20 protein-coding genes are annotated in these 19232 nt (G+C 64.1%); 13 read left to right on the forward strand and 7 right to left on the reverse strand.

What is annotated here, in order from left to right; all coding sequences use genetic code 11:
- The first annotated feature begins 146 nt into the window (after positions 1-146).
- The 4 genes from F8A10_RS20445 (at position 147) to F8A10_RS20460 (ending at position 4162) form a co-directional block, all read left to right on the forward strand.
- On the forward strand, positions 147-1121 hold the full coding sequence (locus F8A10_RS20445) for a tripartite tricarboxylate transporter substrate-binding protein (RefSeq protein ID WP_010397045.1): 975 nt from the start codon (positions 147-149) through the stop codon (positions 1119-1121).
- A gap of 65 nt (positions 1122-1186) precedes the next feature.
- Positions 1187-1651: a tripartite tricarboxylate transporter TctB family protein gene (locus F8A10_RS20450; protein WP_010397047.1), complete on the forward strand. Its 465-nt coding sequence runs from the start codon at positions 1187-1189 to the stop codon at positions 1649-1651.
- A 12-nt stretch (positions 1652-1663) separates the two neighbouring features.
- The gene (locus F8A10_RS20455) at positions 1664-3172 is read left to right on the forward strand and encodes a tripartite tricarboxylate transporter permease (RefSeq protein ID WP_152368344.1); all 1509 of its coding nucleotides are present in this window, start codon (positions 1664-1666) and stop codon (positions 3170-3172) included.
- A gap of 24 nt (positions 3173-3196) precedes the next feature.
- Positions 3197-4162, forward strand: a complete 966-nt coding sequence (locus F8A10_RS20460; RefSeq protein WP_085501581.1) for a Bug family tripartite tricarboxylate transporter substrate binding protein — start codon at positions 3197-3199, stop codon at positions 4160-4162.
- Positions 4163-4203: 41 nt separating this feature from the next.
- Here the strand turns inward: F8A10_RS20460 and F8A10_RS20465 are convergent, their stop codons facing one another.
- The gene (locus tag F8A10_RS20465; RefSeq protein ID WP_010397054.1) at positions 4204-5013 is read right to left on the reverse strand and encodes a FadR/GntR family transcriptional regulator; all 810 of its coding nucleotides are present in this window, start codon (positions 5011-5013) and stop codon (positions 4204-4206) included.
- Positions 5014-5179: 166 nt separating this feature from the next.
- On the opposite strand from F8A10_RS20465, the gene F8A10_RS20470 reads away from it, so the two are divergent.
- From F8A10_RS20470 to minE, 8 genes are all read left to right on the forward strand, one after another.
- Positions 5180-6634, forward strand: coding sequence for an FAD-linked oxidase C-terminal domain-containing protein (locus tag F8A10_RS20470; RefSeq protein WP_152368345.1), 1455 nt, complete (start codon positions 5180-5182; stop codon positions 6632-6634).
- Positions 6631-7764, forward strand: a complete 1134-nt coding sequence (locus tag F8A10_RS20475; protein WP_152368346.1) for an FAD-binding protein — start codon at positions 6631-6633, stop codon at positions 7762-7764. Before F8A10_RS20470 ends, F8A10_RS20475 begins: the two co-directional genes overlap by 4 nt.
- Before the next feature lies 1 nt (position 7765).
- Positions 7766-9061, forward strand: coding sequence for a glycolate oxidase subunit GlcF (gene glcF, locus F8A10_RS20480; protein ID WP_152368347.1), 1296 nt, complete (start codon positions 7766-7768; stop codon positions 9059-9061).
- A gap of 123 nt (positions 9062-9184) precedes the next feature.
- Positions 9185-9727 (forward strand): NADPH-dependent FMN reductase, encoded by a 543-nt coding sequence (locus F8A10_RS20485; protein WP_152368348.1) that lies wholly within the window; start codon positions 9185-9187, stop codon positions 9725-9727.
- Between the two features lie 149 nt (positions 9728-9876).
- A complete protein-coding gene (locus F8A10_RS20490; protein ID WP_152368349.1) occupies positions 9877-11154 on the forward strand; it encodes a solute carrier family 23 protein in 1278 nt (425 codons plus the stop codon).
- A 411-nt stretch (positions 11155-11565) separates the two neighbouring features.
- On the forward strand, positions 11566-12315 hold the full coding sequence (gene minC, locus F8A10_RS20495) for a septum site-determining protein MinC (protein ID WP_152368350.1): 750 nt from the start codon (positions 11566-11568) through the stop codon (positions 12313-12315).
- 23 nt (positions 12316-12338) lie between these two features.
- Positions 12339-13160, forward strand: a complete 822-nt coding sequence (gene minD / locus F8A10_RS20500; protein WP_010397068.1) for a septum site-determining protein MinD — start codon at positions 12339-12341, stop codon at positions 13158-13160.
- A gap of 2 nt (positions 13161-13162) precedes the next feature.
- The gene (minE, locus tag F8A10_RS20505; RefSeq protein ID WP_085501578.1) at positions 13163-13438 is read left to right on the forward strand and encodes a cell division topological specificity factor MinE; all 276 of its coding nucleotides are present in this window, start codon (positions 13163-13165) and stop codon (positions 13436-13438) included.
- A gap of 42 nt (positions 13439-13480) precedes the next feature.
- Here minE and F8A10_RS20510 read toward each other — a convergent pair whose 3' ends face one another.
- The 4 genes from F8A10_RS20510 to F8A10_RS20525 all read right to left on the reverse strand — a co-directional run bounded on the left by F8A10_RS20510 (position 13481) and on the right by F8A10_RS20525 (position 16485).
- Complete coding sequence (locus F8A10_RS20510) at positions 13481-15061, reverse strand: GMC family oxidoreductase (RefSeq protein WP_085501577.1); 1581 nt, start codon at positions 15059-15061, stop codon at positions 13481-13483.
- 12 nt (positions 15062-15073) lie between these two features.
- Positions 15074-15616, reverse strand: coding sequence for a Twin-arginine translocation pathway signal (locus F8A10_RS20515; RefSeq protein ID WP_085501576.1), 543 nt, complete (start codon positions 15614-15616; stop codon positions 15074-15076).
- Between the two features lie 48 nt (positions 15617-15664).
- Entirely contained in the window at positions 15665-16060 is a 396-nt protein-coding gene (locus F8A10_RS20520; RefSeq protein WP_010397079.1) for a VOC family protein, read from the reverse strand.
- Positions 16061-16170: 110 nt separating this feature from the next.
- On the reverse strand, positions 16171-16485 hold the full coding sequence (locus F8A10_RS20525; RefSeq protein ID WP_085501622.1) for a ribbon-helix-helix domain-containing protein: 315 nt from the start codon (positions 16483-16485) through the stop codon (positions 16171-16173).
- A 147-nt stretch (positions 16486-16632) separates the two neighbouring features.
- Here F8A10_RS20525 and F8A10_RS20530 point away from each other — a divergent pair, with 147 nt between their 5' ends.
- Positions 16633-17319 (forward strand): adenosylcobinamide amidohydrolase, encoded by a 687-nt coding sequence (locus tag F8A10_RS20530; RefSeq protein WP_152368351.1) that lies wholly within the window; start codon positions 16633-16635, stop codon positions 17317-17319.
- Here the strand turns inward: F8A10_RS20530 and F8A10_RS20535 are convergent.
- Both F8A10_RS20535 and F8A10_RS20540 read right to left on the reverse strand, forming a co-directional pair.
- Complete coding sequence (locus F8A10_RS20535; RefSeq protein ID WP_152368352.1) at positions 17306-18145, reverse strand: nitroreductase family protein; 840 nt, start codon at positions 18143-18145, stop codon at positions 17306-17308. The two genes, F8A10_RS20530 and F8A10_RS20535, sit on opposite strands and share 14 nt — an antisense overlap.
- A 31-nt stretch (positions 18146-18176) precedes the next feature.
- Complete coding sequence (locus F8A10_RS20540; RefSeq protein ID WP_152368416.1) at positions 18177-19226, reverse strand: aldo/keto reductase; 1050 nt, start codon at positions 19224-19226, stop codon at positions 18177-18179.
- Between the last annotated feature and the right edge of the window lie 6 nt (positions 19227-19232).

Genomic DNA, 19232 nt, shown 5'->3' on the forward strand with positions numbered 1-19232 from the left:
CTGTTCCACCCATTTTGTGCGTCAGGCAGCGATTTGCAGGGTCGCGGGGCGCTTTTTGATTTGTGCCGCGCGGCTCTGCCGCCGCACCATTCCCCAAGGCCCGTGTCGAGGAGGACACCGGCCGCAGCATATATGGGGGAGGGAAGATGGCTTACCCAAGGCTTATCGGCGCGCTTTGCGCCACGACGATGCTGGTCGCCCCGGCATTCGCGCAGGACTGGCCGCAGCGTCAGATCACCATGGTGGTGCCGTTCTCGGCCGGGGGGCCGACCGATACCGTGGCGCGGATGGTGGCCGAACGGATGTCGGCCGATCTTGGCCAGCAGATCATTATCGAAAACATCGGCGGCGCGGGGGGCACCCTGGGGGCCGGCAATGTCGCCAAGGCCGATGCTGATGGCTATACGGTGCTTTTGCATCACATCGGCATGGCCACCTCGGCCACGCTATACCGCAACCTTGCCTATGACACGCTGGACGCTTTTGAATATGTCGGCCTTGTGACCGAGGTTCCGATGGTGGTCGTGTCCCGCAAGGACTTTGAACCCAAGGATTTCAAAGAGTTCATTTCCTACGTTAAAGATAATGCCGACAACCTGACGCTGGCCAATGCCGGGATCGGCTCGGCCTCGCATCTGTGCGGGATGATGCTGATGTCGGCGCTGGACGTGCAGCTGGTGACGGTCCCTTACAAGGGCACGGGCCCAGCGATGACCGACCTTCTGGGTGGTCAGACCGATCTGATGTGCGACCAGACGACCAACACCACCCAGCAGATCAAGGGCGGCACGATCAAGGCCTATGCCGTCACCACGCCCGAGCGGCTTGAGCTGTTTGCCGATCTGCCGACGGCGATGGAAAGCGGGCTTGACGGTTTTGACGTGTCGATCTGGCACGGCATCTACACGCCCAAGGGCACGCCCGCCGAGGTCAATGAAAGGCTGTCAAAGGCGCTGCAGGCCGCGCTGGCGGACGAGGGCGTGATCAAGGCCATGGCCGACCTTGGCACCGCCCCCTCGCCTGCCGGGGACGCCACGCCCGAGGCGCTGAAAACCAAGCTGGAAACCGAGATCGCCCGCTGGAAGCCGGTGATCGAAGCGGCTGGCGTCTACGCCGACTGATCCGGCCTATCCTGCGGTCGTGCCTTTTGCGGGGCAGGGCCGCCTCAAGCAGGGAGAGGAAATTCATGTCCACAAAACCCAAGGACGGAACCGACATAGCCGCCGGGCTGCTGCTTATGGCGGCCGCCGGCTTTTTCGGCTGGCAGACAAGGGCGCTGGAAATCGGCACATCGCTGCGCATGGGGCCGGGTTATTTCCCCATGGTGCTGTCGGGGGTCCTGTTCCTGCTGGGGCTCGTCGTTTTTCTGCGCGCCTTTGGCCGCGAAGATGACGAACCCTTTGGCAAGATCGCCTGGCGCGGCATCCTGTTCATCCTGCCCGCGCCGATCTTTTTCGGTCTGACGGTGCGCGGTCTTGGTTTCGTGCCCGCGCTGTTTCTGACCTCATTCATCGCGGCACAGGCTTCGGTGCGGATGCGGCCTGTGCCGGCGCTGATTCTTGCGCTGGCGGTGACGATCCTGTCCACGCTGATCTTCAGCTACGGGCTTGGGCTGCCGTTCCGCCGCTTTGGCCCCTGGGTCCAGTTCTGACGGGGGGATGGCATGGATCTTATCAGCAATCTTGCACTTGGTTTTTCGGTCGCCTCGTCCTTTGCAAACCTTGCTTTCTGCCTGATCGGGGTGCTGCTTGGCACGCTGATCGGGGTGCTGCCCGGGATCGGTGCGACGGCGACCATCGCCATGCTTTTGCCGATCACCTTCCAGCTTGAGCCGGTAAGCTCGCTCATCATGCTGGCGGGGATCTATTACGGCGCGCAATACGGCGGTTCGACCACCGCGATCCTGATCAACATGCCGGGCGAAAGCTCGTCCGCCGTGACGGCGATTGACGGCTATCAGATGGCGCGCAAGGGTCGGGCGGGCACCGCGCTTGCCGTGGCGGCGCTCGGTTCGTTCTTTGCCGGCACGGTATCGACCTTTCTGGTGGCGATCTTTGCCCCGCCGCTGACCGAGGTGGCGCTGAAATTCGGGGCGGCTGAGTATTTCAGCCTTATGGTCATGGGTCTGGTGATGTCGGTGGCGCTGGCCCACGGCTCGGTCGTCAAGGCCCTGGCCATGGTGGTGCTGGGGCTGCTGCTGGGTCTGGTCGGTACCGACATCTATACCGGCGCGCCGCGCTTTACGATGGGCATCACCCAATATGCCGACGGGCTGAACTTTGTCGCCGTCGCGGTGGGTGTCTTTGGCATTGCCGAGATCCTGCGCAACCTTGAGGATGAGCATGACCGCGAAGTGATGACCAAAAACATCACCCGTCTGTTCCCGACCCGCCAAGAGCTGAAGCAGATGATCGGCCCGGTCCTGCGCGGCACGGGTGTCGGCTCGGTGCTGGGCATCCTGCCGGGCGGCGGGGCGATCCTTGCCTCTTTCGCCTCGTATACCGTGGAAAAGAAGCTTTCGGCCCATCCCGAGGAATTCGGCCAGGGCGCGCTTGCCGGTGTTGCCGGTCCTGAAAGCGCCAATAACGCCGGTGCGCAGACCAGCTTTATCCCGCTGCTGACGCTGGGGATTCCGGCAAACCCGGTGATGGCGCTGATGATCGGTGCAATGATCATTCAGGGCATCGTGCCTGGTCCGAACGTTGTCAGTGAACAGCCGCGCCTGTTCTGGGGCATCATTGCCAGCATGTGGATCGGCAACCTGATGCTGGTCGTGCTGAACCTGCCCCTGATCGGGCTGTGGGTGCGGCTGCTGACGGTGCCCTATTATGTGTTGTTCCCGATCATCATGGCCATGTGCTCGATCGGGGTCTATTCGGTGGCCTCGAACACCTATGACCTCTTTGCCGTCGCCTTCTTTGGGCTGCTTGGCTATGTGATGTCCAAACTGCGCTGCGAACCTGCGCCCCTGCTGCTGGGCTTTGTGCTTGGCCCGCTGCTGGAAGAGAACCTGCGTCGCGCCATGATCCTGTCGCGGGGCGATCCCACCACTTTCCTGACCCGTCCGATCAGCGCCACGCTGCTGCTGCTGTCGCTTGGCGTATTGATTCTGGTGTTCATGCCCCAGATCCGCAAGCGCCGGGACGAGGTCTTTACCGAAAGCGATGCCTGAAATGCTGAACAGGGAGAGAAACCAATGACCGTATCCATCACCCGCCGCCTGCTCTTGGGCGCTGCCATGGCGCTTGGCCTGGCCGGGGCGGCCGCCGCCGAATACCCTGAACGGCCGATCACCCTGGTGATCCCCTTTGCCGCCGGAGGCTCGACCGATGTGGTGGGCCGCATCGTCGCCGACCGCATGAGCCAGGAGCTGGGCCAGCAGGTCATCGTCCAGAACGTTGGCGGCGCGGGCGGCAGCCTTGGCGCAGGTCAGGTCGCCAAGGCTGACCCCGATGGCTACACCATCCTGATGGCTACGGTTGCGACCCATGCGCTGAACCCGCTGATCCTTAAGCAGAAACCCTATGACCCGGTTGCGGATTTCGCGCCGATCTCGCTGCTTGTCCTGGTGCCGAACGTGCTGGCGGTTAACCCCGAACTGCCGGTCAACTCGGTGCAAGAGCTGATCGACCTCGCCAAGAAAGAGCCGCTCGCCTATGCCTCGTCGGGCAATGGTACGCCGCTGCACCTGTCGGGCGAGCTGTTCAAGGCCATGGCCGGAATCGACGTGACCCATATCCCCTACAAGGGTTCGGGCCCGGCGCTGACCGATGTGCTGGGCAATCAGGTGCCGATCATCTTTGACAACCTGCCCTCGGCCTCCAGCCATATCGCCTCGGGCAAGCTGCGGGCGCTTGGCGTGACCACCAAAGAGCGTGCGCCCAGCTTCCCCGATGTTCCCGCGATCGCCGAAACCCTGCCGGGATATGAGACCTATACCTGGAACGCGCTTTTTGCCCCCGCCGGCACCCCTCCCGAGGTGATCGAGCGGCTGAGCGCGGCCGCCAAGGCCGCCATGGCCGATCCGGCGGTTGCCGAGCGGATGAAGGACTTTTCGGCCACCATCGTCGCCTCGGGCCCCGAAGAGCTGGCCGAGCATGTCAAGGCCGAGATGGCGAAATGGGAACCCGTCGTCCGCGACGCGAACGTCAGCCTCGACTGATACAGGCGCAGGGGCCGGGGGTAACCTCGGCCCATTTCCCCCTAGTTTTCGGCGGCCGGTGCGGATCTCGTGCCGGCCGCCCGGTTTCCGGCGCCTCCGCCATTCAGACGGCGCAGGGACAGATCCAGCCGGGCCTCAGCCTCGCGGATTTCTCGTCCGGCCTGACGCAGATAGCGGATGTGATCCTCGGCTGCCTGCCGCGCGGTTTGGGCGTCGCGGGCAAGGATCGCCTCGGCGATGGCGCGATGCTGGTGGCGCAGCAACTCACGGATCGCAGGGACTGAAAACAGCCGGCTGCGGTTCTGGATCACGTCCGAACGCAGCACCCCGGCCAGGGCCTGCATGATCTGCAGCAGCGTCAGGTTGTGGCTGGCCTCATAGATCAGCAAATGCAATTCGGCATCCGCCTCGGCCTCTTCGGCGGGGTCGGCGCCGGCATGGGCGCGCTCGATCCGCTTAACGCAGTCGCGGATGCGTGCCAGCTCGATCTCGGTCGCGCGGGTCGCGGCCATCGCGGCGGCCGAGCTTTCGACGATGCCACGGAACTCAAGGTAATCGTCCGCCGCCTCGGTATGGCGGGCAAGCAGCGCGATCAGCGGATCGGTGATCGCCGCCTGACCCAAAGGTGCGACGCTGGTGCCGCGCCCGGCGGCGCTGGTCAGCAGCCCGCGTTCCTCAAGGATCTTCAGCCCGTCACGCAGGGTCGAGCGTGAGACATTCAGCCGCTCGGCCAGTTCGCGTTCGGGCAGCAGCCTTTCGCCGGCCTGCAGCGAACCTTCAAGGATCAGCGCCTCAAGATGTTCGGCGACGGCGGTGGCGGCGCGCTCGGATTTCACGGTAGTGTTGGACATGGCTCGCCTTGGCATTCGGATTCACTTTGCATGAGTCTAAGCATGTTCGCCGGGTCGTGGTCCAGAAAAATACCGATTGACTGGCGTGGTCTGAAAATTATACCACTAATGAAACAGTGGCCGATTAACATAACCGCGCCATTCCTGACCAATGGGGGAGGATAGCTTGACCGGGATTGCCATGCCCCAGCCCGATGCGGGCATTATTGAGCGCGCGCCCCAGATCGTCGCCGCCCTGCGTGAGGTCCTGCCCGATGACGCGGTGATCTGGGACCCCGAGGAAACCCGTGCCTATGAATGCGACGCGCTGACCGCCTATCGCTGCCCGCCGCTTGCGGTGGTGTTGCCCCGCACCACGGCCGAGGTCGCGGCGGCGATGCGTGTCTGTCATCGCCTGCGGGTGCCGGTGGTGCCGCGCGGGGCGGGCACCTCGCTTGCCGGGGGGGCGCTGCCCACGGCCGATTGCGTCATCATCGCCACGCTGCGCCTGCGCGATGTGCTGGAAATCGACACTGAAAACCGCTTTATCCGCGTCCAGACCGGGGTCACGAACCTTTCGGTCAGTGGCGAGCTGGAACCGCACGGTTTTTTCTATGCGCCCGATCCTTCGTCCCAGCTGGCCTGCACCATTGCGGGCAATATCGCCATGAACTCGGGCGGGGCGCATTGTCTGAAATACGGCGTTACGACGAATAACCTGATGGGCGCGACCGTCGTGCTGACCGATGGCGAGGTGGTCGGACTGGGCGGGCCCGAAATGGGGCCGATGGGGCTGGATATGATGGGGCTGCTTTGCGGTTCCGAGGGGCAGCTTGGCATCGTGACCGAGGCGACCTTGCGCATCCTGCCCCGCCCCGAGGGTGCGCGTCCGGTGCTGATCGGCTTTGACGGGGCCGAGGTGGCGGGGGAATGCGTGGCGCGGATCATCCGCTCGGGCGTGCTGCCGGTCGCCATCGAATACATGGATGATGTCTGCCTGCGCGCGGTCGAGGCCTTTGCCCGAGCCGGCTACCCCGATTGCGCTGCGGTGCTGATCGTCGAGGTCGAGGGATCCGTGCCCGAGATCGAGGATCAGATCGCCCGCATCCGCGAGATCGCTTCGGCGCTGAACCCGGTCGAGTTCCGCGAAAGCCGCAATGCCGATGAGGCGATGGCGATCTGGAAGGGGCGCAAATCCGCCTTTGGCGCGATGGGGCGGCTGGGTGATTACATCTGTCTGGACGGCACTGTTCCGGTCAGCAAGCTGCCCTATGCGCTAAAGATGATCGGCGAGCTTTCGCGCCGGCACGGGCTGGAGGTCGCCAATGTCTTTCATGCCGGCGACGGCAATATGCATCCGCTGATCCTGTTCAACGCCAACAAGCCCGGCGATCTGGCTCGGGCCGAGGCTTTTGGCGCCGACATCCTGCGCCTTTGTGTCGATGTCGGCGGCTGTCTGACGGGCGAACATGGCGTCGGCGTCGAAAAGCGTGACCTGATGGGCAAGCAATACGACCCTGCGGATCTGGATATCCAGATGGCGGTCAAGGACGTGTTCGACCCGTGCTGGCTTTTGAACCCGGCCAAGGTTTTTCCGCTGGATGCAAGCCAGCCCTGGCGTGAGGAGGCCGCCCGCCGATGACCACCGACGCACCCAGCCGCACGGGTTTGAGCCCCGCAAGCGAGGCCGAGCTTGGCGAGCTGATCGCCGAACGTCACGCCACCCGCCAGCCGCTGCGCATCACCGGCGGCGGCACCCGCGTCGAGACCGGGGCGCTGTCAGGCGACACTCTTTCGACGGCCGCCATTTCGGGTGTGGTGACCTATGAGCCGGGTGAGATGACGCTGATCGCCCGTGCGGGCACTCCCTTGGACGAAATTCAGGCGATGCTGGCCGCCGAGGGGCAATCGCTTGCCTTTGAGCCCGCCGATATGCGCGGCGTTCTGGGCGGTAATGGCACCTCGACCATCGGCGGCGTGGTTGCGGCCAATGCCAGCGGGCCTCGTCGTATGCTTGTCGGGGCTTGCCGTGATCACCTGCTGGGCCTGCGCTTTGTGGACGGGCGCGGGCGGGTTCTGAAAAATGGCGGGCGGGTGATGAAGAATGTCACCGGGCTGGATCTGGGCAAGCTGCTTTGTGGCGCCCATGGCACCCTGGGCGTGCTGACCGAGGTGGCGCTGAAAACCCTGCCAATTCTGCCCGACCGCTGCACGCTTGGCTTTCACGGCGTCACTGTGGACGAGGCGGCCCAGATCTTTGCCAGGGCGCTGGCGACCCCTTACGAGGTCTCGGGCGCGGCTTTTCGCGACGGCACCGCATGGCTGCGGGTCGAGGGGCTGGGGCCACAGATGGGTTATCGCCGCGACCGGCTGCTTGCGCTTTTGCAGCTGCGAGAGGCCGAGGTGCTGGACGCCGAGGTCACGCTGAGCCTGTGGCGCGGGCTGCGCGATCTGGATCATTTCGCCGGTACGGCTACGCCGCTGTGGCGGGTGCTTGTCAAGCCAAGCCTTGCCCCCTCGACCGTGCGTGCCTTGCAGGCGCTTGGGGGGGCCGTCTCGGTTGATTGGGGCGGGGGGCTGATCTGGTATTGTGGGCCCGGCCCGGCACAAGAGGTGCGGCAGATCGCGCGCCACGCGACGCTGGTGCGGCGGGGCGGGCTTGCGGGACCGGCTTTTGCGCCCGAAGCGCCCGCCGTTACCCGCCTGTCCCTGGGCCTGCGGCGGGTCTTTGACCCTGCGGGCATACTCAACCCCGGACTGATGGATCAGTGACATGCAGACGAATTTCACCGCCGAGCAACTGGCCGATCCCGGCACCGCCCGCGCCAACGAGATCTTGCGCAGCTGCGTCCATTGCGGGTTTTGCACCGCCACCTGTCCGACCTACAAGGTGCTGGGCGATGAGCTGGACAGCCCGCGCGGCCGCATCTACCTGATCAAGGACATGCTGGAAAACGGCAAGGTCCCCGACGTCAGGACCGTGCGCCATATCGACCGCTGCCTTAGCTGCCTGTCCTGCATGACGACCTGCCCTTCGGGCGTGCATTACATGCATCTGGTTGATCACGCCCGGGAATATATCGAAAAGAACTACCGTCGCCCCTTTGGTGACCGGGCGCTGCGCTGGCTTTTGTCGCGCATCCTGCCCTATCCGGGGCGCTTTCGTCTGGCGCTGCGCGGTGCGCAGCTGGCCCGGCCTTTGCGCCATCTGATGCCCGATGTGCGGCTGCGGGCGATGCTGGATCTGGCGCCGGGCAAAGTGCCGCCGCCCAGTCTGAACGACCGCCCGCAGGTCTTTCCCGCCGAGGGGCAGCGCCGCAGGCGCGTGGCGCTGCTGATCGGCTGTGCGCAAAGGGCGCTGAACACCGATATCAACGATGCCACTATCCGCCTTTTGCGCCGCCATGGCTGCGAGGTGGTGATCCCGCGTGGCCTTGGCTGCTGCGGTGCACTGACCCATCACATGGGCCGGACCGGGGAAAGCCATGAGCAGGCTGCCGCCAATATCCGCGCGCTGATGGCCGAGGTCGCAGGCGATGGGTTGGATGCGGTGGTCATCAACACCTCGGGCTGTGGTACCACGGTCAAGGATTACGGGCATATGTTCCGCAATGACCCCCTGGCTACGGATGCCGCGCGGGTCGCGGCCCTGGCCCGGGACATCACCGAGGTCATGGCCGATCTGGGTCTGTGCGATCCCGGCCATGCCGAGCCTTTGCGCGTCGGCTATCACGCCGCCTGTTCGCTGCAACACGGCCAGCAGATCCGCGCGACGCCGAAAGAGTTGCTGGCGGCAGCCGGGTTTACCGTGCTTGAGCCCAGGGACGCGCATATCTGCTGTGGCTCGGCCGGGACCTATAATCTGATGCAGCCGGAAATCTCGGCCGAGTTAAAGCGGCGCAAGGTCGAGACGCTTGAGGCGCTGACCCCGCAGGTCATCAGCGCCGGTAATATCGGCTGCATGATGCAGATCGGTTCGGGCACCGGGGTTCCGGTCGTCCATACCGCCGAACTGCTGGACTGGGCGACCGGGGGGCCAAGGCCACGCGCCCTGCAACCCGCCGCCTGAGGCTGCGCGCGGGAAAGTGCTTTTACACGGGCGCCCCTGAAGGCCGGCGTTGAGTCGGCCCCGCGCCTGTGCAAGCCTTTCCCTGTCGCATAGGTGTCATTGCCAGACAGGAGGGCAAATCCCGTGACCAAGACCATTCTGGGCCTCAGCGGCAGTTTGCGGCGGGCTTCGTTCAATTCGGGCCTATTGCGCGCAGCAGCCGATGTGGCGCCCGAGGGCGTCACCATTCAGATCGGCTCGATCCGCGAGGTGCCGCTTTACGACGGCGATCTTGAGGCTGCCTCGGGTCTGCCCACCGCGGTGCGCGAATTGCAGTCGCAGCTGGGTGCGGCGGACGCGCTTTTGCTGGTGACGCCTGAATATAACAACGGCATCCCGGGCGTGCTCAAGAATGCCATCGACTGGCTGTCGCGGGGCGAGGGGCTAGGCCTTTTCGTCGGTAAGCCCGTTGCGGTGATCGGCGCGTCTCCGGGCGGGTTCGGGACCATCCTGGCCCAGAACCACTGGCTGCCGGTTCTGCGCACGCTCAAGACCGATCTGTGGACCCAAGGGCGGCTGATGGTGTCGCGGGCCGAATCGCTGTTTGATGATCAAGGCAACCTGACCGATGAACGCACCCGCGAAAGCCTGCGCAAATACCTCGGAGGCTTTGCCTCGGGGCTGTAACGCCGGGCCGGGCGCGGCCTGAAATGCCAGGGCGGACGGGCGTGCGTACAGGGATATGCGATTTTCCTGTGAGGTACTGCGGTTCGCTCTGGTTTTTTTGCGGCCGGACTCGCATTAGCCTGTCCACATAATCAGATCCGAGGGACAAGATGGGCTATTTTCCTGAATGGCGCCCCGCCGTGGGGGCCACGGTTCTACCCAACGAAAAGCTGCCACTGACAGCAGCCGTGCCGATGAGCCTGCAGCATCTGCTGGCGATGTCCGGCTCGACCATCCTTGCGCCGCTGATCATGGGTTTTGATCCCAATGTCGCGGTGTTCTTTTCCGGCATTGGCACGCTGATCTTTTTCGCGGTGACCGGGGGCCGGGTGCCAAGCTATCTGGGGTCGTCCTTTGCCTTTATCGCCGTGATCATGGCGGCGACCGGCTTTGCCGGAGGCGGGCCGAACCCGAATATCGCCGTCGCGCTTGGCGGTATCATCGCTGCGGGCTTTGTTTACGCGCTGATCGGGCTGGTGGTCATGGCCATCGGTTCAGGCTGGGTCGAAAGGCTGATGCCGCCGGCTGTGACCGGCGCCATCGGCATGTCGATCGGGCTGAACCTTGCTCCGGTGGCGGTCAAGCAACTGGCGGGCAGTCATGCCCATCTGACCATTGCACTGGCGACGGTGCTGTGTATGGCGCTGGTTTCGGTCTATGGGCGGCAGACGACGCGCCGGGTTGCGGTGCTGATCGCGCTGGCCTTTGGCTATGCGCTGGTGCTGATCTTTGGCAACGGGCTTGGGATCGTGCCGGGCATCGACTTTGCCTCTGTCGCGGCTGCGCCGTGGTTCGGGATGCCCCATTTCACCGGGCCGAAATTTGACTGGACCGCGATTACGCTGATTGCGCCGGTCGCTGTGGTGCTGGTGGCCGAGAACCTGGGCCATATCAAGGCTTTGGGTGCAATCACCGGACAAAGCATGGATCGCTATGTCGGCCGTGGTTTTCTGGGTGACGGCCTTGCCACGATGCTGGCCGGGATGGGCGGCGGCACCGGCGTCACGACCTATGCCGAAAATATCGGCGTGATGGCCATGACCCGCGTCTATTCGACGCTGATCTTTCCGATGGCGGCCGTCATCGCGATCATGCTGGGCCTGTCGCCCAAGTTCGGAGCGATCCTGCAAACCATCCCGGCGCCGGTTCTGGCGGGGCTTGCGGTCTCGGTCTTTGGCCTGATCGCCTCGGCCATGGCGCGGATCTGGGTCGATAACAAGGTCGATTTCTCGGACCCGAGGAACCTGTTTACCGTCGGCGTGGCCCTGATTCTGGGGGCAGGCGATTTCACCGTCAGCATCGGGAATTTCGCGCTGGGAGGGATCGGTACTTCGACCCTGGCGGCGCTGGTTCTGTATCAGCTGCTGGGCTTTGGCCGCCGGGCCTGAGCGACAAGGGCCGATTCGTCGCCACCCCGCGCGGATCGGCCCCCAATCTGGGGTATAGAAGCGGCCCGCCACTGCTGATGTCTCGGTCTGGAGTTCAACAACCTGCTGGGGCGCGGGAATATCACCGTTCGCGCTCGCGTTACAGCTGAGTGCGTGCCCGGCATGAAACGGGGCCGGAGTTGCCGTCTTGCTGCCTGATTCTGCTGTCTCTCACTCTGCTTTACGGTGGGGATGCGACGGATTCCCGCGCATATCGCCTTGTTCTGCCGGCATGGTTCCGCTGAATGCCGGGGCCGGGGCAGTTGCGGATGGACGCTGGCGTCCGGACGTATTAGGAAGGCTGCCGACGCGCGGGCGCGCATGTCCCGTGCCAGAGCAAAAACGAAGAACAAAGCGAAACCGAGCAGACAGATGCAATCCGGCAAAAGCGCGGCCGAGGTCGTCGCGACCGTGAAGCCATTCCAGATCCGCGGCCGTTCCTTTACGGCGGTGGCCCTGCATCTGACCGGTCGGCCCGACCGTGCCTTTTTCCAGGCGCTTGAGGCGCGGCTGAACCAGACCCCGCTGTTTTTCGAGAACGCGCCGCTGGTCATCGACCTTGAGCTGGCCGACGGGCTGGACAGTGCCGAAGAGCTGATGCGCCTGACCGCCGAGCTGCGCCGCCGCAAGCTGTCGGTCTTTGGCATTCAAAGCGGCACCCCCGCACAGGCGCGCGCCGCCAATGAGGCCGGGCTGATTTCGCTGCCCGCAGGCCGCGATGTCGCGTTGGAACGAGTGACCCGTCAGGGCAGCCGCTCCGTACCCGCCACCCCCGCACCCGCGCCGAAAGAGCCCGCGAACCGCATGATCACCCAGCCGGTGCGTTCGGGCCAGACGGTTTTTGCCGACCGGGGCGATCTTGTCATCGTCGGTTCGGTCAGTTCGGGGGCCGAGGTGATCGCGGCGGGCAATATCCATATCTATGGCCGGTTGCGGGGTCGTGCGCTGGCCGGGGTGAACGGCGATACCTCGGCGCGCATCTTTTGCCATGCGCTTGATGCCGAGCTGCTGGCCATCGCCGGGCTTTACCGCACCAGCGAAAATCTGGGCGCCGACACACCGCGGCAATATGTGCAGGTCTATCTTCAGGGCGAGGTGCTGCGCATCGAGTCCCTCAAATAACCCATGATCGAAAGGAAACGCTCGTGAGCAAGGTTATCGTAGTCACCTCCGGCAAGGGCGGCGTCGGCAAGACAACCTCGTCGGCCGCTATCGGCGCCGGGCTCGCCATGCGCGGTCACAAGACGGTCGTCATTGATTTCGACGTGGGCCTGCGCAACCTCGATATGATCATGGGTTGCGAACGGCGCGTGGTCTTTGACTTTATCAACGTGATTCAGGGCGATGCCAAGCTGAAACAGGCGCTGATCAAGGATCGCCGGCTTGAGAACCTGTTCATCTTGCCGACCTCGCAGACCCGTGACAAGGACGCGCTGACGAAAGAGGGCGTCAAGGCCGTCCTCGACGAACTGCGCGAAGAGTTCGACTATATCGTCTGCGACAGCCCCGCCGGGATCGAGCGCGGCGCCCATCTGGCGATGTATTACGCCGACGAGGCCGTCGTGGTGACAAACCCCGAGGTGTCGTCCGTGCGCGACAGCGACCGGGTGCTGGGGCTTTTGAACAGCAAGACCGCTTTGGCTGAAAAGGGCGACGGCAGCGCGGTCAAGGCGCAGCTTTTGCTGACCCGCTTTGACCAGAACCGTTCGGCCAATGGCGAGATGATGAGCGTCGATGACGTGCTTGAAATCCTGGCCATCCCGCTGCTGGGCATCATCCCGGAAAGTACTTCGGTGCTGAAAGCCTCGAACGAGGGGACGCCGGTGTCGCTGGATGAGAAATCGCCCGCAGGCAAGGCCTATCTTGACGCGGTCGGCCGTCTGGTCGGCGAGCAGATCGAGATGCGCGCCAATCCGGGTGAACAGCGGCGCGGTTTCTTCCAGCGGCTTCTGGGACGGACGGCCTGACCATGTTCAGTTTCCTGACCCGCCAGCGAAAGCCCAGCTCGGCCCAGACCGCCAAGGAGCGTTTGCAGATCCTGCTTGCCCATGAACGGTCGAGCGGCGCGAAAAGCCCCGACTTTCTGCCGCTGTTGCAGCGCGACATCCTTGAGGTGGTGCGCCGCCACATGGATATCGACAGCGATGCCGTCGATATCAAGCTGGAGCGCAGCGACGATCTGTCGAGCCTCGAAATCAATATCGAGCTGCCCTCGGTAAAGGTTGAAAAAGCGCGGACCTTGTAGGGTCCGCGCCGTCGCCTTGACTGCCTCTGTGGTGGTTCAGGGTCAGAGCGTTCCTTTTTCCATCTCGGCGGCGATATGTTCGGCCTGCCGGATCGCCAGCGCGACAATGGTCAGCGTCGGGTTTTCGGCTGCCGAGGTAGTGAATACCGAACCGTCCGAGACAAAGAGGTTCGGGATGTCATGCGACTGGCCCCATTTGTTCACCACGCCGTCACGCGGATTTTCCGACATGCGGTTGGTGCCAAGGTTGTGGGTCGAGGGGTAGGGCGGCGTCGGCAGAACCCGCGTCGCGCCCGCCGCACGATAGATCCGCTCACCCGCCGCATAGGCGTGGTTGCGCATCGCGATATCGTTCGGGTGATCGTCGTAATGCACATTTGCCACCGGCAGGCCGAACCGGTCCTTTTCGCCGGGGTTCAGGGTGATGCGGTTGGTTTCCTGTGGCAGATCCTCGCCCACGATCCACATGCCCGCCATGTTTTCATAGCTGTCGAGGGCCGAGGTGAACTCGCGTCCCCAGCCGCCCGGGTCCATGAATGCCGCCATGAAGGGCACGCCCAGCGACAGGGTTTCCAGCTCATAGCCACCGACAAACCCGCGCGAGGGGTCGTGATGGGCCTCGTCCTGGACGATGCCGGCCATGGTCGTGCCGCGCCACATGCGTACCGGGCGTTCAAAGATCGCATAGACAGAACCGGTCGTGTGGCGCATGTAGTTGCGTCCGACCTGACCCGAGCTGTTCGCCAGCCCGTCCGGGTACCGTTCCGAGGCCGAGGCAAGCAACAGACGCGGGCTTTCGATCGAGTTCCCGGCCACCGCGACGATACGCGCGCGCTGGAGCTGTTCGGTTCCGTCCTTGTCGATATAGCGCACACCGGTGACCTTGCCGTCGGCGTCATGCTCGATCCGGGTGGCGTGGCAATGGTCGCGGACCTCAAGGTTGCCGGTCGCCTCGCCGCGCGGAATATCGGTATAGGCGGCCGACCATTTCGCGCCCCATTTGCAACCCTGGAAGCAAAAACCGGTCTGCTGGCAGGCCATACGGTCGTCGTTGTCGACCGAGTTGATGGCCATGCGCCCGGTCGAGACCTTGCTATAGCCTGCCGCCTTGGCGCCTTTTTCAAGCACGAGGTAATTGTTGTTCCCGGGCAGGCCCGGCCAGTCATTGGTGCGGGTCACGCCCAGCTTTTTCTCGGCCAGATCGTAATAAGGCTCAAGATCCGACAGGGTGATCGGCCAGTCCAGCAGGTTTGCCCCATCGACCCGGCCATAAGTGCTGAGCGCCCTGAACTCATGCTCCTGAAAACGCAGCGAGGCGCCAGCCCAGTGGATCGAGGTGCCGCCCACCGCTTTGACGATCCATGCGGGCAGGTTGGCGAAATCGCGTGCGATCCGCCAGTCGCCCGAGGTGGTGCGCATGTCGCCCCAGCTGAGCTGGGCGAAACTGTCCCATTCGTCGTTGATGTAATCTTCGGGCAGATAGCGGCCTCCGGCCTCCAGCGCGACGACCTTGATGCCCCTTTGGGCCAGTTCGTTTGCCAGCACGCCTCCACCTGCGCCGGTTCCGACCACGACCACGACCGAGGCATCGTCATGTTCGAATTTAGCAACATTATCAGCCATGTCCGTCCCCCCTTACAGCCAGTCGATGTCGTTGAAACCGCGCTCGATATAGCCGCCGTGAGAGAAGCTTTCCCCCTCATAGCCAAAGACCGGCCAGATCTCTTTCTGGTTATAAAGCCCGGTCACCAGCCCGGCGCGCACGGTCTGGAAAAAGGGCGTGTGCTCGATCATGCGCAGCATGGTGACACGGTCCTTTTCCCAGCCGGCCGAAAGGTAGTCGTCAAAGCCCTGCGCCTTGGCGACAAGGTTCAGGCCGGTAATGCCTTCTTCGACCATCTGTGCCTTTTCGGCCGTGTCATATCCCTTGACGGCGATGGCATAGTAACGGTCGGCGATGCGATCATGCGGATAGATATCGCGCGCCATCTGGATCAGCGTCGCCATGGTGGCGGGCTTCAGCGTGGTGGTCTCGACCGCCCAGGCGGCATCGCGGGCGGCGACAAAGCCCGAGCCGACCACAAAGGTCGCCCCCGCCGCCATGGCGCGCGCCAGCAGGCCACGCCGGGTCAGCCCCCTGACATTGCTGCCAGAGGGGGAGTTATGTGCAACAGTCATTCTTTCCTCCCTTAGTTGGTGGGCCCGCCGCCTCGGCGGGGTGCCTGCCTAGAGATACCGGCCAGCGCGTTGCAGCACCTCGATCTCATAGCCGTCGGGGTCCGTGATGAAGAAGAAGCGGGCGATCACCTCGCCTCCGGGTGCGAAATCGACCAGCTTTCGCGGGGCAAGGCCTGCATCGGTCAGCCGCTTGTGCTCGGCCGCGACATCATCGACCGAGACAGCCAGATGGCCATAGCCGCTGCCCAGTTCATAGGGCTCTTCCCGGCCCTTGTTGATGGTCAGTTCCAGCTCGAAGGTGCTTTCGGCACTGGCCAGATAGACAAGGGTGAAGTTGTCGAAATCCAGGCGCTCGACGGGTTCAAGGCCGAACGCCGTCTTATAGAAGGCAAGCGACCGCGCCTCGTCCAGCACGCGGATCATCGAATGTATCATCTTGGCCATTGCGGGTGTCCTTTCCGATCTTCCATCTGGAATATCGGATCAGGCGCGGGCCCGTGGGTAGCATCATGCTACCACGATGAAAATTTCCTTGAAAACCGGCCGGGGGCAGGTCAGGCAGCCTGCGAAACCTGCCTTGCGGCGCGACGAAAATCCTGTGCGCCCTGTCCGCGCAGCTCAAGCTGGACCAGGCAGGCACAACGCAGCAGAGAGGCAAAGTTCACCGGCTCTCCCCTAAGCTGCAGGACTTCGGATTGCAGGGTGGAAAGAAAGGCGGGTGTTGCCATGCCTTCGCTGGCAGCGATCCCGTCCAGGATATCCCAGAAAGCCCGCTCGAGTCGGATCGAGGTGCTTTGCCCGTTCAGCCGCAATTTGCGGGTCACCGGCTGATAGCGGCGCGGATCCTGATGCGAGAATACCTGACACATGGCATGGTTCCCAGACTGGCAAGCGTTCGGCGATGATAGCACAAAGATCAGCGCCGGCCATGGGTCGGGCGGATCTTCTGAGATATTGATCGCCCCCTGACGATGGCGCAAACCGGCATGGGCAGGCAAGACAGGCAGAGGGATGATATGATGACATTGCCGCAGGGTTCCATGCGGGTCGGCCTGACCCCGCCGTGGCTTATCGCCGATCTGGGGCATCAGCGGCGGGTTCTGTCCTTTGCCCCGCATCGTCCCGGTTTCTGTCGGGCGCGGCATATCCTGATCCGTCAGGTGCGTGACGCTGATCTGACCCCGGATCTGGACGCTGCCCGCTGGCTGGGGGATCAGATGGGGCGCATCGGTCATGCCGGTGGTGTTGGTATGATGACCTCACGCGCGATCAGCCATTACCGATGCGCCTCATCCGGGCCGGTAAGCTGTCTTGCCACGGTAGGCCTTGGCAATGCCGAGCGGGTGGGCCACCGCCGCATGATCCCGCGGCGCGGCCATGGCACGATCAACATTGCCCTGCTGATCGAAGAGGGGCTGACCGAACCCGCGATGATCGAGGCGCTGAGCATAATCGCCGAGGCCCGCACCACAGCCATCCTGATGGCGGGGATCGAGCTGTCGACGGGCCGCGCCACCGGCACAGGGACCGATTGCATCGCGCTGGCTTGCGATGCAGGCGCGACCTGCCATGCCGGGCTGCACACGCCCTTGGGCGAGGCAATCGGGGCGGCGGTCTATGACGCGGTGCTGGCGGGGGCGCTTGACTGGATCGCCGAGCATGGCGCGCAGACCCCCGCCGGGGCAGTGCCTAGCCCAGTATGAAGCCCAGCCGTTCCAGTGTCTGGCGCAGCTTATGGCGGCCCTTCAGTGCCGCGACATCACGCAGCCGGTCGACAAGAAGCGCGCTCCAGCTTTGCGGGGGCAGGGACTGCTCGGCGCGAAAGGCTTCGGTCGCGCGGTCGTGGCGGGCGATGGCCTCGGCCAGCGGGGCGGTCGAATAGGTCTCGTGATGCAGCACCGCCTGTTGAGGCAGGCGCGGCTTGACCGCCGTTTCGACCTTGCGGTCAGGATGACCGACAACCAGACCGAACACGGCTGCCGCCCGGCGCGGCAGGTTCAGCAGTTCGGCCACTGCCTTGGGGTCGTTGCGCAAGGCGCCGATATAGACCGTGCCAAGCCCCAGCGATTCCGCAGCGATCAGCGCATTTTGCGCTGCGAGAGCCGCGTCAATGGCGGCAAGCAAAAAGGTCTCGGTGTAGTCAAGACCCTGCAAGGTGACGCCAGCGGTGTCGGCCACCGCCTCGGCCCGGGCAAGGTCGGCGATCCAGACGAGGATCAGCGGCGCCTGCCGGATATGTTCCTGACCGCCCGCGATTTCGGCCAGGTGGTCGCGGCGGTCGGGATCGGTGACGGCGACCACGCTCCACGCCTGGATATTCGACGAGGTCGGCGCCGAGGATGCGGCAGCAACAAGCGTCTCGACGGTGCCGGGCGCCAGCGGATCGGGTCGGTAGGCGCGGACCGAGCGATGGTCAAGCAGGCTTGCCAGCACGGGGTTCCAGCCGGCCAGCGGCACCGGTTCGCGATAGCGGCGGCTGGCTGCGTCAACCGCCTCGGCGGGCTGGGGCGGGGTCAGGGGGATGTTCATTCTGTAGCTCCTTTTTCAGGGCCTGTCCTTTTCAGGGGGCGGGACTGCCGTGCCGTTGAAAGACAGCATTGATGCGGGCCTCGATCTCGGGGGTGATCCTGACCTCGACCGAGCGCAGATCGGCCTCAAGCTGATCGGGTCTGGTCGCTCCGATGATATTGGCGGTGACAAAGGGGCGGCTGGTGACATAGGCGATGGCAAGCTGCGCCGGGTCCAGGCCAAAATCGCGGGCGATCTGCAGATAGGCATCGACCGCCTCGGCGACGCCCGGCTTGGTGTAGCGGTCGCCCCGGTTGAAAAGGGTCAGCCGCGCGCCCTCGGGTCGCGCGCCGCCCTGGTATTTCCCGGTCAGAAAACCCTGCGCCAGCGGGGAATAAGCCAGCAGTCCGACCTGCTCACGCTCGTGAAATTCGGCCAGCCCCTGCTCATAGGTGCGGTTGATCAGGTTATAGGCGTTCTGGACCGAGACGACGCGCGGCAGATCCCGCGTTTCGGCCAGATGCAGAAAGCGCGACAGGCCCCATGCGGTTTCATTAGACAGGCCAATGTGGCGCACCTTGCCTGCCTTGACCAGCGCGTCCAGCGCCCCGAGCGTTTCTTCGATCGGCACTTCGGCGCTGTCATTGCCTCGGCCGGGGGCATGGCTGCCATTACCAAACAGCGGCACCGGGCGACTGGGCCAGTGGATCTGGCAGAGGTCCAGATAATCGGTCTGCAGGCGGCGCAGCGAGCCTTCGATTGCTTCGTTGATATTTTTCGCATCCAGTCGCGGTGGCTGGCCGTCGGCACGCAGATAGGTGCGCTCACTTGGCCCCGATACTTTCGATGCCAGCACGATCTGGTCACGTCTACCGCGCGCCTTAAGCCAATTGCCGATGATGCGCTCGGTTGCGCCCTGTGTCTCGGGCCGGGGCGGGATGGCATAGTTTTCCGCCGTGTCGATCAGGTTGATGCCGAAATCTATGGCCCGATCAAGCTGGGCGTGCCCCTCGGCCTCGGTATTCTGTTCGCCCCAGGTCATGGTGCCAAGGGCGATGGCCGAAACCTTGATGCCGCTGTGGCCAAGAGGGCGATAGTCCAGTGTCAT

It is taken from the genome of Paracoccus kondratievae (genome assembly GCF_009301415.1).
Classification (GTDB): Bacteria; Pseudomonadota; Alphaproteobacteria; order Rhodobacterales; family Rhodobacteraceae; genus Paracoccus; species Paracoccus kondratievae.